General features: G+C 65.7%; 13 protein-coding genes, 1 tRNA gene and 1 pseudogene. 10 read left to right on the top strand and 5 right to left on the bottom strand.

Annotation, left to right across the window (positions count from 1 at the left end):
* Positions 1-6: 6 nt before the first annotated feature.
* Together GGQ88_RS17240 and GGQ88_RS17235 are read right to left on the bottom strand one after the other, a co-directional pair.
* A complete protein-coding gene (locus GGQ88_RS17240) occupies positions 7-477 on the bottom strand; it encodes a hypothetical protein (RefSeq protein WP_183614701.1) in 471 nt (156 codons plus the stop codon).
* Positions 478-928: 451 nt separating this feature from the next.
* A tRNA-Gln gene (locus tag GGQ88_RS17235) sits at positions 929-1,002 on the bottom strand.
* A gap of 158 nt (positions 1,003-1,160) precedes the next feature.
* Between GGQ88_RS17235 and GGQ88_RS17230 the strand changes: the two genes are divergently transcribed.
* Both GGQ88_RS17230 and GGQ88_RS17225 read left to right on the top strand, forming a co-directional pair.
* Positions 1,161-2,435 carry a Ppx/GppA phosphatase family protein gene (locus GGQ88_RS17230; RefSeq protein ID WP_183614699.1) on the top strand — a complete coding sequence of 425 codons (1,275 nt, stop codon included), beginning with the start codon at positions 1,161-1,163 and terminating at the stop codon, positions 2,433-2,435.
* Positions 2,432-3,106, top strand: coding sequence for an RlmE family RNA methyltransferase (locus GGQ88_RS17225; protein ID WP_183614697.1), 675 nt, complete (start codon positions 2,432-2,434; stop codon positions 3,104-3,106). Before GGQ88_RS17230 ends, GGQ88_RS17225 begins: the two co-directional genes overlap by 4 nt.
* Here GGQ88_RS17225 and GGQ88_RS17220 read toward each other — a convergent pair whose 3' ends face one another.
* Together GGQ88_RS17220 and GGQ88_RS21830 are read right to left on the bottom strand one after the other, a co-directional pair.
* Positions 3,107-3,475: a cytochrome c-type biogenesis protein gene (locus tag GGQ88_RS17220; RefSeq protein WP_183614695.1), complete on the bottom strand. Its 369-nt coding sequence runs from the start codon at positions 3,473-3,475 to the stop codon at positions 3,107-3,109. It lies immediately after the preceding gene.
* A gap of 128 nt (positions 3,476-3,603) precedes the next feature.
* Complete coding sequence (locus tag GGQ88_RS21830) at positions 3,604-4,494, bottom strand: c-type cytochrome (protein WP_183614693.1); 891 nt, start codon at positions 4,492-4,494, stop codon at positions 3,604-3,606.
* Between the two features lie 157 nt (positions 4,495-4,651).
* Between GGQ88_RS21830 and GGQ88_RS17210 the strand changes: the two genes are divergently transcribed.
* Genes GGQ88_RS17210 through GGQ88_RS17175 form a run of 8 tightly spaced genes read left to right on the top strand, consistent with a single transcriptional unit; the run spans position 4,652 to position 12,343 of the window.
* Complete coding sequence (locus GGQ88_RS17210) at positions 4,652-5,545, top strand: prephenate dehydratase (RefSeq protein WP_183614691.1); 894 nt, start codon at positions 4,652-4,654, stop codon at positions 5,543-5,545.
* A 39-nt stretch (positions 5,546-5,584) separates the two neighbouring features.
* Positions 5,585-6,244, top strand: coding sequence for a DUF4129 domain-containing protein (locus GGQ88_RS17205; RefSeq protein ID WP_343057263.1), 660 nt, complete (start codon positions 5,585-5,587; stop codon positions 6,242-6,244).
* Positions 6,241-7,521, top strand: a complete 1,281-nt coding sequence (locus tag GGQ88_RS17200; RefSeq protein WP_221214746.1) for a DUF4350 domain-containing protein — start codon at positions 6,241-6,243, stop codon at positions 7,519-7,521. Before GGQ88_RS17205 ends, GGQ88_RS17200 begins: the two co-directional genes overlap by 4 nt.
* A gap of 5 nt (positions 7,522-7,526) precedes the next feature.
* A complete protein-coding gene (locus tag GGQ88_RS17195; protein ID WP_183614772.1) occupies positions 7,527-8,483 on the top strand; it encodes an AAA family ATPase in 957 nt (318 codons plus the stop codon).
* Positions 8,480-9,826: a DUF58 domain-containing protein gene (locus tag GGQ88_RS17190; protein WP_246386228.1), complete on the top strand. Its 1,347-nt coding sequence runs from the start codon at positions 8,480-8,482 to the stop codon at positions 9,824-9,826. The genes GGQ88_RS17195 and GGQ88_RS17190 overlap by 4 nt, the downstream gene beginning before the upstream one ends.
* Complete coding sequence (locus GGQ88_RS17185) at positions 9,823-10,893, top strand: stage II sporulation protein M (protein WP_183614689.1); 1,071 nt, start codon at positions 9,823-9,825, stop codon at positions 10,891-10,893. Before GGQ88_RS17190 ends, GGQ88_RS17185 begins: the two co-directional genes overlap by 4 nt.
* Entirely contained in the window at positions 10,893-11,876 is a 984-nt protein-coding gene (locus tag GGQ88_RS17180; RefSeq protein ID WP_183614688.1) for an RDD family protein, read from the top strand. The genes GGQ88_RS17185 and GGQ88_RS17180 overlap by 1 nt, the downstream gene beginning before the upstream one ends.
* Positions 11,873-12,343, top strand: a complete 471-nt coding sequence (locus GGQ88_RS17175) for a GNAT family N-acetyltransferase (protein WP_246386226.1) — start codon at positions 11,873-11,875, stop codon at positions 12,341-12,343. The genes GGQ88_RS17180 and GGQ88_RS17175 overlap by 4 nt, the downstream gene beginning before the upstream one ends.
* 52 nt (positions 12,344-12,395) lie before the next feature.
* Here the strand turns inward: GGQ88_RS17175 and GGQ88_RS17170 are convergent.
* Positions 12,396-12,542 (bottom strand): annotated as a pseudogene (locus tag GGQ88_RS17170) (electron transfer flavoprotein subunit alpha/FixB family protein); the annotation flags it as partial.

The raw sequence follows: 12,542 nt of genomic DNA, 5'->3' as shown, positions 1-12,542 counted from the left end.
TGGGCGTTAGACGAAGTGCCCGACCACCAGCGCGGCTGGTACGAAGGCGAGGCCGAACAATAGGACCGCGCACCCTGTGGCGGCGCTGCTTTCGGCAGAGACGGGCGCGACATCGCCTGCACTGGCTTGGCGCCGCATCTCGGCTATCACATTGTCGACCTTGCCCTTTGCCTCGCCGAACAGATCCAGCGCGACAACCTGCCCACCTTTGACGTTCTGCTTTGCCGAGCCGATGACCTCGAACAGGTATGGCGATGCCTCGCGATAGATGATTGTACCGCTTACACCTGTCCAAGAGCCCATCGTGACGCCCGTGGTGAAGGTGAGTGTCCCGGCAGCATCGTCCGCGCTATCCACACGGTACTTGCAGGCATGGACGGCAGATCGGCCAAGCGCGGCCATCATCTCTCGAGTAGCGATGAACTTGCCATCGCTCAGCGCCAGCCGGTCAGGTGCCCTTGCGGTGCTCTCACTCACTACCACCGGGGCACCACAGCCTGGGCAGCTTGTAGCTTGGTCGGAAATGTCTCGACTGCATTCGCCGCATTTGATCAGTGCCACGTCATCGCCCCTTAGCTGCAGCCTGTGAGTCGGGCTGTGTCGGTAATGGAGAGCGTCAAGGTCGGGCCGTCAACCGACTACGGGCCTATGCTTGTCATCCCCCGTAATTATCCCTCAGACTCAAACTCCAACCGCTGCTACGCAGACGCCTTCGCTATTTGAAAAACGGCAGTTTCGTGCGGGTTTCGGGTGCGAAATCGGGCGCGAGACTCAAAGCAGCTTACCGGCATTCCGCGCGCTTCGATGTCGGCCGGGCAGTTTGACGCGATCGAACTTGCGCAACAGGCATTGTGGGAGCGCATGAGGGAACGCCAAAAGACAAGGCGCAGGAAAAGCCCGTCAAATCAGATCGTTAGCTCTGTGGTGATGGATGCCCCGCGAGGACTCGAACCTCGATAAACGGTATCAGAAACCGGTGTCTTACCATTAGACGACGGGGCAATGAGTGCGCGCAATTAGGCGGCGACCTTGCCCGAGTCAAGCGGCGGGCAGCGCATTTTTGGGGGTCGCCCTTGCGGGAAAGGCCCGGCATCGCTAGCGTTGGTGCCAAGTACCCGGCAGGCATCAGGCGGCACGGGAAAACATAAGCGAATTCGATTATGGCGGAGAACCATCCGCCGGCCAACAGGCATGGCGTGCGATCCGGCAAGAAGAAGGGAAAGCGCAAATCCCGGCCGCATCACGGCAAGATCGCCGGCAAGTCTCCCGGCAGGATCAGCCCAATTGCGCCAACGCCTTTGGCCGGACCAGCGACGCTTGCCGATGTTGGGGATCTCTCAACGGCGCCCGTCCTTCCCGAGACAGAGTCTGAGCCTGCCGCCCCCGCCACCAGCGAACGCCCGGCGATCTGGCAGAAACCGCTGCCGCACCACCGGCAGGCCTATGCCGCGATCGACCTTGGCACCAACAACTGCCGCCTGCTGATCGCGCGGCCTTCGGGCGAGCATTTCGTGGTGATCGATGCGTTCAGCCGCGTCGTTCGGCTGGGCGAAGGTCTCGCACAGACCGGATACCTCTCGCAGGAGGCGATGGACCGCGCGCTCGCGGCGCTGCATGTCTGCGCCGACAAGCTGCGCAAGCGCAACGTCCATCTGGCGCGCTCGGTCGCAACCGAAGCCTGCCGCCGCGCGACCAACGGGGCGCAGTTCATCGACCGCGTCTATGACGAGACCGGAATCCGCCTGAACATCATCACCGCGCAGGAAGAGGCACGCCTTGCCGTCCTGGGCTGCCACATCCTGCTCGAACAGGGCGAGGGTCCAGCGATGATCTTCGACATCGGCGGCGGTTCGACCGAAATGGTGCTGGTCGAAACCGGCGACACCGTGCCGCGCATCATCGACTGGCAGTCGGCTCCGTGGGGCGTCGTTTCGCTGACCGAAAGCGTCGGCGCGATCGACGACACGCCGCAAGCGCGGGCCATCGCCTATGCCGAAATGCGCCGCCGCGTCGACGAAGGTTTCGCCGATTTCGCCGAGCGCGTGGCGTCAATGCGCGACGCTGCAACCGGTGCCGGGCGCATTCGCCTGCTCGGCACAAGCGGCACGGTGACCACGCTGGCCAGCCTCCACCTCGAACTCCCGCAGTACGACAGGCGCGCGGTCGATGGATTGGTCGTACCGGCCGAATCGATGCGCGCCATCAGCGAACGCTTGTCGAAGATGACCCCGGCAGAGCGTATCGCCCTGCCCTGCATCGGACGCGAGCGTTCCGATCTGGTGGTGGCCGGCTGCGCTATCCTGGAATCGATACTCGAGATCTGGCCGGCCGACCGGCTTGGCATCGCCGATCGCGGCATCCGCGAGGGCATCCTGCGCAGCCTTATGGCTGGCGGGGCATCTCCCAAGTCAGCCCAACAAAGGACTGCTGCATGAGCCGCTCAGGCAAGGACCCGGGCGAGCGCTTGCGCAGCGCCAAGAAACGCACCGCGTCGTCATCGCGCTGGCTGTCACGCCAGATCAACGATCCCTACGTCAAGCAGGCTCGTGCCGAGGGGTGGCGCAGCCGTGCCGCGTTCAAGCTGATCGAATTGGACGAGCGCTTCAGCCTGTTGCGCAGCGCCAAGCGCGTGGTCGATCTTGGCATTGCACCCGGCGGGTGGGCGCAAGTCGTGCGCAAGAAAGCTCCGGGCGCGGCGATCGTCGGGATCGATCTGCTGCCGACCGAACCGATTGAGGGTGTCACGATCCTCGAAATGGACTTCATGATCGACGAGGCGCCCAACGCGCTGCTCGGCGCTCTCGACGGCGCGCCGGACCTTGTCGTCTCGGACATGGCCGCCAACACCGTGGGCCACAAGCAGACCGATCACTTGCGCACGATGGGACTGGTCGAAGCTGCGGTCGACTTCGCGATCACCACGCTGGCACCGGGCGGCGCATTCGTCGCCAAAGTCTTCGCGGGAGGCACCGATGCCGATTTGCTGAACATCCTGAAGAAGAACTTCACCTCGGTGAAGCATGCCAAGCCGCCGTCCAGCCGCAAGGATTCGTCCGAGTGGTACGTGATCGCGCAGGGCTTCAAGGGCCGCAACGAGGCCGAGTGATCAGGGCGCAGCGCGCGTCGCGTTCCAATTGAACAGGAAGTTGCGGTGTGCGGCCCAGGTCTGCCCCTCGACTCGGTCCCCGACAAGGCACGCCGCCGTATGGTATGGGCCAGCGCCGTCTGTTGTCCGGAAGCTCACGCAAGTGCGGTCGCGATCGGTCTTCCACCGTCCGGCCTGAATGTCGCTTTCATAGAAGCTGCCGGTGACCGTCCCGTCGGGCTTGAGTGCCAATATCATCGGCTTGGTGTAGGGCTGGGCCGGATCGGTCGAGAGGTCGACCGTCCACGCCCCGTCGAGCTGAGTTGCAGGACCAGCCGCGAAGGCAGGGCTGGCGGTCAGGATGAAGACGACGGCAAGGGCTGATCGCAAGGTCGGGGCTCCCAATCGTGAAGCCTTGAGCCTGCCTGAAGCAGTTCGCCCCGACAATGCCCCGAAAGTGCATGCAAAAAGGGCGCCCGGATCGCTCCGGACGCCCATCATGTGTCTGTGAAAGACGCTTATTTCTTGGTGTTGAGGTAGGCGACCACATCGGCGCGCTGCTGTGCGTCGGGAAGCCCAGCGAACGTCATCTTTGTGCCGGGTGCGAACTTTGCAGGGCTCAGCAGCCAGGCGTCGAGCGTGGCATCGTCCCAGACGCCGCCTTTGGTCTTGAGCGCATCGGAGAAGGCATAGCCGCCGCGATCGCCTGCGACCTTCTCACCGGCGACGGCAAACAGGTTCGGGCCGATGCCGTTGGCGCCGCCCTGATCGATCGTGTGGCAGGCCTTGCACTTGGCGAAGACCGCCTCGCCCTTGGTCGCATCGCCGACGACGGCAACTGCTGCAGGTGCAGCGCCTGCGGCAGGAACCGCGACCGGCGCAGGCAGCGGCAGATTCGAGCCGAGCGAGTTGAGATAGAGAATCACGTTGGCGCGATCCTGCGCCTTGGGCAGACCTGCGAACGACATCTTGGTGCCCGGCGCGTAAGCCTTGGGATCCTTCAGCCAGGTATCGAGGCTGGCGAAATCCCAGGTTCCGCCCTTGGACTTGAGCGCATCGGAGAAGGCAAAGCCAGCGCGGCCTTCGGCAACGCCTTCGCCAACGACCTTGTAGAGATTCGGTCCGATGCCGTTGGCAGCGCCCTGGTCAGCAGTATGGCACGCCTTGCACTTGGCAAAAATCGCCTCACCAGCCTTGACGTCGCCAGCCGCGAGCAGATTCGGCAGGGGCAATTCAGCCGCAGCGCCAGCGCCGCCTTCTTCCTCGACGCCCTCGATCGCATAGCCCATCGTTTCCGGGCGATGCTCCTTGTCGGCGAGGTAATAATGCGCCGAAAGGCTCGAAAGGCCCAGAGCCACGATGCCACCGAACAAGGTCCATCCGGCAATGGTGTTGAAACGGTCGTCCATCTACGAACCCCAATGGCGCACGCCGACACCCTGCCGGCCCCCGCGCGAGTTGCGGCACGCTCTAGTCAGCACCCCGCCCCAGCGCAAGATAGTTTGATGCCCAAATCGGCAATCGCTCTTGCCGCCGTTGCGATGGGGTCCTAATCGCGCGCAGATCATGCAGAGCTATCCCGCACCCGCGCTCGTCTTGGTCGAGCAGATGGCCGCCGCCGCCGCCGCAGATCCGGCGCGCGCGGTCTCGTTCCAGGGCGCGCCGGGGGCCAATTCCCACCGCGCCGCGCTGGAGACTATGCCCGATTGCCTCCCGCTGCCGTGCTTCTCGTTCGAGGACGCGCTCGACGCGGTAAAGGAAGGCCGCGCTGGCTGTGCCATCATCCCGATCGAAAATTCGCAGAATGGCCGCGTCGCCGATATCCACTTCCTCCTGCCCGAAAGCGGGTTGTCGATCGTGGGCGAGCACTTTCTGGATATTCATGCCAGCCTGATGGCGCTGGGCGATGGACCATTCACCGCCGCCTACAGCCATCCGCAGGCACTGGGCCAGTCGCGATTCTATCTGCGTGAGCGCGGCATCGTGCCGCTGAGCTATGCCGACACGGCGGGCGCTGCGGCCTATGTGGCGGAACTCGGCGACCCGACCGTTGCCGCGCTGGCTCCACGCATCGCTGCCGAGTTGTACGGGCTCAAGGTCATCGCCGACAACGTCGAGGACGCGCACGACAACACCACCCGATTCGTCATTCTGGCGCAGACCCCGCTCGACCCTGCGGCGATCACGCGGGCTGCGATGACCACGTTCGTGTTCGAAGTGCGCAACATCCCTGCCGCGCTTTACAAGGCGCTGGGCGGCTTTGCCACCAACGGCGTCAACATGACCAAGCTCGAAAGCTACCAGCGCGGGGCGAGCTTCGCCGCGACCGAGTTCTTCGCCGATATCGTTGGTGCACCGGGCGATCCGGCGGTCGACCGCGCGTTCGAGGAATTGCGCTACTATGCCAAGCGCCTGCGGATGCTGGGGACATACCCGATGGAGCGTATCCGGGGACAGTAGCCCTTGCCCGCGCGGGGCGAGCGTGCAACCAAGGTCGGCGTGACGGCAACTGCAGCGGCAAATCCGGCAACGAGCGACGCGGCAGCAGCTGAGGCGGCATGGCGCGCGATGCGCGATGCGGGCGATGTCCAGTTCGCGCCGGTTCCTCCCGATCCTGCACCGGTTACGCCCGACTGGCTGGCGGCGATCGGGCGCTGGCTGGAATGGCTGCTGTCGCCGGTCGGCAAACTTCTCGGCAGCGGGTGGAGCTGGATCGAACAGGCGCTGCTTTTGGGAGCGATCATCGGCGTGGCATGGATCGCGTGGTCGCTGCTCTGGCCATTGTGGCTGGCGCGGCGCAACCGGGTCGACGCCGCCTCGCCCGACTGGGCTCCTGCGCGCGAGGATGCGCTGGCCTTGCTCGAGGACGCCGACGCGCTGGCGCTGCAGGGTCGCTATGACGAGGCGGCGCATCTGCTGCTGCAGCGGAGCATCGGGCAGATCGCCCGCGCGCGGCCCGACTGGTTGACCCCGTCCAGCACGGCGCGGGAAATCGGCGTGAACCAGGCGCTTCCGGCTGAGGCGCGCAGCGCGTTCGGGCAGATCGCGGGTCTTGTCGAGCGCGCCCGCTATGCGCTGCGCGCGCTCGATGCCACTGACTGGACTAAGGCACGCGAGGCTTATGCCCGGTTCGCATTGCAACGGATCGAGGCGGCGTGAGCGCGGCTTCGCCCTTCTCGCGCGGGACCGTAATCGGGATGCTGCTGACCGGCGCGCTGGCGTTCGTCGCGCTGCTCTGGTTCCTGGGCAACAACACCGGGGGGAGCGGCAACAACGGCGGGGCGCATGTCGGGGGGCACGGATTGAACGGCTATGCCGGTCTTGCCAAGATGCTGGAAAATCAGGGATTCGATGTCGTCCGCCAGCGCAACCGCCGTGCGCTTGAGACGCAGCCCGGTCTGCTGATCCTGACTCCGCCCGCCGAGGCGAAGGGCAAGGAGATTGCCAAAGTCGTCGAGGCGCGGCGCTATATCGGGCCGACGATCGTGGTTGCGCCAAAATGGTTCGCGGTTCCCTCAAGAGCGCAGAAGGCCAAGCGCGGCTGGGTCGATGTGCAAAGCACGGCGACTCCCAATTGGCCGGGGTTCGCCGACAATGTCAGCGTCGAAATCGGGGCCAACAAGGGCTCGACCACTGGCGGGTGGCGATTGAGCGAAGGTCGACGCGGAAGGCTCCCCGACGACCGCTTTGTCGAAAGCGGATCGGGCAAGGGGCTGGTCCCGATCGTCAACGCCGCAAACGGCAAGATCCTCGCCGCATGGATGGAGGATGACGGATACTATCCCGAACTGAACGCGCTGGCAGGAATCGACCCCGGCTATGGTGGCGAGGACGAAGACTTGTACCCGGTGGTGCTGGTGTTCGAACCCGACCTGCTGGACAACTGGGGCTTGGCCGACAAGGCGACCGCGCTGCTGGCACATGATCTGGTGCTGGCAACTGCCGACGACAATGCGCAGCCCATCGCCTTCGACATGACCTTCAACGGCTTCGGGGCAGGCCGCAACCTGCTGACGCTGGCGTTCGAGCCGCCTTTCCTGGCTGCGACGATATGCCTCTTGCTGGCCGCGCTGGCAGTGGCATGGCGCGCGCTGCATCGCTTCGGCCCGACTCTGCAAAGCGGTCCGGACATCGCGCACGGCAAGGCGGCGCTGGTTGGCAACGCGGCGGGGCTGATCCAGCGTGCGGGCCGCGTCCACCTTATCGCCGCGCCCTATGCCGATGCGACGCGCGAGCGGCTGGCGCTCGCGCTCGGTCTACCGCGCGGGCAGACGCCCGAGGCGACCGAGCGCCTGATCGATGCCGCGCAAGATCGTCGTGGGCTTGCAGGGCCTCGCTTTTCCGCCGCTGCCGCGCATCTGCGCAGCAGCCGCAAACCCCATGACCTGACCCGGCGCGCCGCCGTGATCCGGGAAATCGAAAAGGACCTGACGTGAGCGAAATGACCCTTGAGGACCTTGGCGCGCTGGCGGCGAAGATTCGCGGCGAAGTGGGCAAGGCCGTCGTCGGACAGACCGAGGTGCTCGATCACTTGCTGGTCGCGCTGTTCGCGGGCGGCCATGTCCTGCTCGAAGGCCCGCCGGGCACTGCCAAGACGTTTCTGGCGCAATGCCTTGCTGCATCGCTGGGACTGGATTTCGGGCGCATCCAGTTCACGCCCGACCTGATGCCGGGCGATATTCTGGGGTCCAATCTGTTCAACTTCCAGACCAGCCAGTTCACCCTGACGCGCGGGCCGATTTTCCACGAACTGGTGCTCGCCGACGAAATCAACCGCACCCCGCCCAAAACGCAGGCCGCGCTGCTCGAAGCCATGCAGGAGCGCCGCGTGACGCTCGACGGCGAGGCGCACGCCCTGTCCGACCGCTTCATGGTCATCGCCACGCAGAACCCGATCGAGAGTCAGGGCGTCTATCCCCTGCCCGAAGCGCAGCTCGACCGGTTCCTGTTCAAGCTGCTGGTCGACTATCCCTCCGCCGCCGAAGAGGCGCGGATCGTCACGCGCTACGGCGAAGGCCGGGGAGCGCCACGGCCCGCCGACATGGGCATCGCAGCGGTCACCGGCCATGCCGAGCTCGCCCGCGCCAGCGAGGCCGTCGCTTCGGTAACGCTGGCCGAATCGATCGTCGATTACGTCGTCAGGCTGGTGCGGGCGACGCGCGAGACCGGCGATCTGGTATCGGGCGCATCGCCCCGCGCCGCCGTGCTGCTGGCAGGCGCTGCGAGGGCACGGGCCGCGCTCGACGGGCGCGGCTATGTCATACCCGACGATGTGAAAGCGCTCGCCACCGCCGTCTTGCGCCACCGCCTGCTGCTCAGCCCGGCTGCCGAGATCGAGGGCAAGCAGGTCGAAGCAATCGTGGCGAGCCTTGTCGAAGGCACGGAAGCACCGCGTTGAACTGGCGCAGCGCCCTGACCGGTTACCCCGCGCTGCTCCCCACGGCGCGCGCGGTGCTGCTGGTTGCGGCGCTTGCCCCGCTGGCGTTGGTCCTGGCAGCCGCTGCGCCCGGCGCATGGATCGCGGCACCTGCACTGGGCGGCGCGCTGCTGGTGCTGGTCGTGCTCGACGGGCTGTTTGCAGGGTCGCTGACCGACTTGCGCGTGATCGTCCCTGCCGATGCGGAAGTCGGTGAGGACGTCCCGCTGATCGTGCTGGCAGACCTTGCCCGCACCGGACCTCGTGCCCATCCGCAAGCAGCGCTCGAATGCGACCCGCGCCTCGCCCCCGGCGGACGCGTGACATTGGCACTGGCCCCGGCCGATGGGGCGTGGAGCGGCTCGGCGATGCTCTCGCCCTCCGGGCGCGGGACCGGCGCGGTGCGGCGCATGTGGCTGCGCTGGGACGGGCCTTTGGGGCTTGCCCATCGTCAGGCCAGCCGTGCGCTGAACGATATTGTCAGGGTCTGGCCCAACATCGCGCCGATCCGCAGCCCCGCACTACAGATCTTCATGCGCGACGCCCAGTTCGGCATGATCGCGCGGCGCATCCGGGGTGAAGGCACCGACTTCGAGGCGCTGGCCGAATATCAGCCAGGCATGGACCGCCGGCGGATCGACTGGAAAAGCTCTGCCCGCCACGGACGCCTGTTCGCCAAGGAATACGAGGTCGAGCGCAACAACCAGATCGTCTTCGCCTTCGATTGCGGACAGGCGATGTGCGAACCGATCGAGGGCTTGCCGCGCATCGACCGCGCCGTAACCGCCGCGCTGACAACGGCCTATGTCGCGCTCAAGGCGCAGGATCGCGTCGCGCTGTTCGGCTTTGCCTCGCGGCCAGAAGTCGCAACGCCCTTCGTCACGTCGAGCCGCGACTTCGCGCGCTTGCAACGTGCGGCGGCGGGGTTGGATTACCATCCGGGCGAGCCGAACTTCACGCTCGCGCTGTCTACTCTGGCCGCGCGGCTGCAGCGTCGTTCATTGATCGTGCTGTTTTCCGACTTCACCGACCCGACCAGCGCCGAACTGATGATCGAGAACGTCGGGCGGCTGGTCGAGCGCCATCTGGTGCTGTTCGTGGTGATGAACGATGCCGATCTTGCGCGGATCGTCAGCGCCCCGGTCGATGGAATGCAGGCCGTCGCAGAGGCAGTGACTGCCACATCGCTCACCCGCCAGCGCGCGCTGGTGCTGCAACGCCTGCGCCATCTGGGCGTTCGCGTGCTCGAAGCGCCGCATGACAAGATCGGCACGCGGCTGCTCGACGCTTACCTCGCGATCAAGCGTGACGGGAGGATTGGATGAACGCCGTCACGACAGGCATCGCGCGGACCGTTGGCGGCTGGTTCGCCAAGGCTCCCGAACAGGCGGTGGCGGCGGAACAGGCCGCGCTGCGCTCCGACCGGTTCCGGCTGGGGCGGGAGCCCGAATGGAAGCGGCTCGAAGCCATCGTCAAGCGCATGGAACAGGGCCGCGTGCGAAAGCTGTCAGACGAAGACCTGCTCGCCCTGCCCGTGCTCTACCGCACCGCCGCGTCCAGCCTGTCGATCGCGCGCGAGACCTCGCTCGATGCCGCGCTGGTCGGCTATCTCGAGGCCTTGACCCAACGCGCGTGGTTCCTCGTCTATGGTCCGCGCGCGTCGTTGTGGTCGTGGTTCAAACGATTTCTCGGCGGCGAATGGAGCGCGTCGGTGCGCGGGCTCGGCATTGACCTTGCAGTGGCGCTGGCCCTGATGATCGCGGGCACGGCGGTCGGCTGGCTGCTCGTCGCGTCGAATCCTGAATGGTACTACGCACTCGTCGGAAGCGGCTTTGCCGATCAACGCGTGCCCGGCGCGAGCCGCGAGGTGCTGCGCGGCACGCTGTTCGGCAATCAGGGACAGGAGGGGATGAGCGTGTTCGCCGCTGCCCTGTTCAGCAACAACGCGCAAGTCTCTATCCTGTGCTTCGCGCTCGGCTTTGCCTTCGGGCTGCCGACGATGCTGCTGCTGATCCAGAACACTGCGCTTCTGGGCGCGATGCTGTGGCTCTATCATGGGCAAGGGCTGCTGCTCGATTTCGTCGGCTGGCTCTCGATCCACGGGACGACCGAGCTTTTTGCGATCCTGCTGGCAGGCGCATCGGGGATCCACATCGGGCGGGCGATGGCCTTTCCCGGCAATGCCTCGGTGCTCGATGCCGCAGCGGCCGCCGGACGGCGTTCGGCGCAGGTCATGACCGGCGTCGTGCTGATGCTCATCGTTGCCGCGTTGCTTGAAGGCTTTGCGCGGCAACTTGTCGATTCGACGCCTTCGCGGTTGATCGTCGGCGGCTTCATGCTGGTATTGTGGACAGGGTACTTCTTCGCGTTCCTGCGTCGGAGGCTCGGCTGATGGCGCTGGCATTGCCCTTTCGTCGCAACCAGGAAAGCCGGTCGCAGGCACGCGCGATCCTCGATCATGAGGCGAAGCGCAGGCGCGTGATCGTGACCCCCGAAGGCGTGCCGCTGCAGTTCCTGCTCGCCTCGCGCGGGGCACGCGCGGCGGCGCTGTTCATCGACCTTGCGCTGATCACGGGTGCGATCGTTGGGCTGACGCTGATATTGATCACGATCGCGCAGAAGGTCGGCATCAACCTCGACCGCAGCGAGGAAACGGCAGCCGGTCGCGCGATTCAGGCGATCGTCGTGCTGTGGTTCGTGGCGATGTTCCTGTTCCGCAATGCCTGGTTCCTCTACTTCGAACTCGGACCGCGCGGGGCGACGCCGGGCAAGCGCATGACCGGGATTCGCGTTGCCGCGCGGTCGGGCAGCGCGGGCGGCGCGCGGCTCACGACCGAGGCGGTGATCGCGCGCAATCTGGTGCGCGACATCGAACTGTTCATGCCGCTGATCTTCTTCTTCTCGGCATGGGCCGATGGCGGCGACACCGACATGGCGAGTTGGGCAGGCCTCGCGTGGTTCCTGATCTTCGTGCTGTTCCCGTTCTTCAACCGCGACCGGTTGCGCTGTGGCGATATCATCGCAGGCACTTGGGTGGTCGAGGCACCCAAGCGCAAGCTGGAACAGGCGCTGTCGGTCGCGGGCGCGGCGCGCGGACACTCGCAGGTGACCGGTGCGACCTATCGGTTCGGCGATGCCGATCTTGCGGTCTATGGCGAGTTCGAACTGCAGGTGCTTGAGCGCGTTTTGCGCGAAAACCGTGCCGAAGCGATGCAGGACGTGGCCGCGACGATCTGCCGCAAGATCGACTGGGTTGCCGGATCGGGGGACGAGCGCGCGTTCCTTGAGGCCTATTACGCCCAGTTGCGGGCGCGACTGGAGATGGGCATGCGCTTTGGCAAGCGGCGGGCGGACAAGCATTCCGGGGGGAATTGATTGTGAAGCTGACGATCATCGAGGACGATCTTGCAGGAGAGCCCATCCGCGAATTAGTCGCGCGGCATCTGTCAGGGATGCATGCCAATTCGCCCGCCTGCAAGGTGCACGCACTACCGGTCGAGCTGCTGCGGCAACCGGGGGTGACGTTCTATTCGGCGTGGACGGACGACGCGCTGGCCGGGATGGGCGCGATCCGCGAACTGGACGCGCGGCATGGCGAATTGAAGTCGATGCGCGTGGCCGATGGGTGGCTGGGCAAGGGCGTGGGCGAGGCGGTTTTGCTTCACCTGCTCGGCGTGGCGCAGTCGCGGGGGTATGCGCGCGTGAGCCTTGAGACCGGACGCGGGCCAGCGTTCGAACCCGCGCTGGGACTGTATCGCAAGCATGGTTTCGCCAACTGCGGGCCGTTTGCGGACTATGTACTGGACGATTTCAGCCAGTGCCTGACTCTGGCGTTGCGCTGAAACGCAAAAGGCCCCGCGTTTCCGCGAGGCCTTTTGTTTGTATGCGGCGGGCTCAGAGCTTGCCGGTCAGTTCCGGGACGAGCGTGAACAGGTCGCCGACCAAACCGATGTCGGCGACCTGGAAGATCGGGGCGTCGTCGTCCTTGTTGATGGCGATGATGGTTTTGCTGTCCTTCATGCCCGCAAGGTGCTGGATCGC

Origin of the sequence: Novosphingobium hassiacum (assembly GCF_014196055.1) — a bacterium.
In the GTDB taxonomy this organism is placed as follows: Bacteria; Pseudomonadota; Alphaproteobacteria; order Sphingomonadales; family Sphingomonadaceae; genus Novosphingobium; species Novosphingobium hassiacum.
Note: the sequence above shows the minus strand (reverse complement) of the source record. Positions and strands in the feature narration are given on the sequence as shown.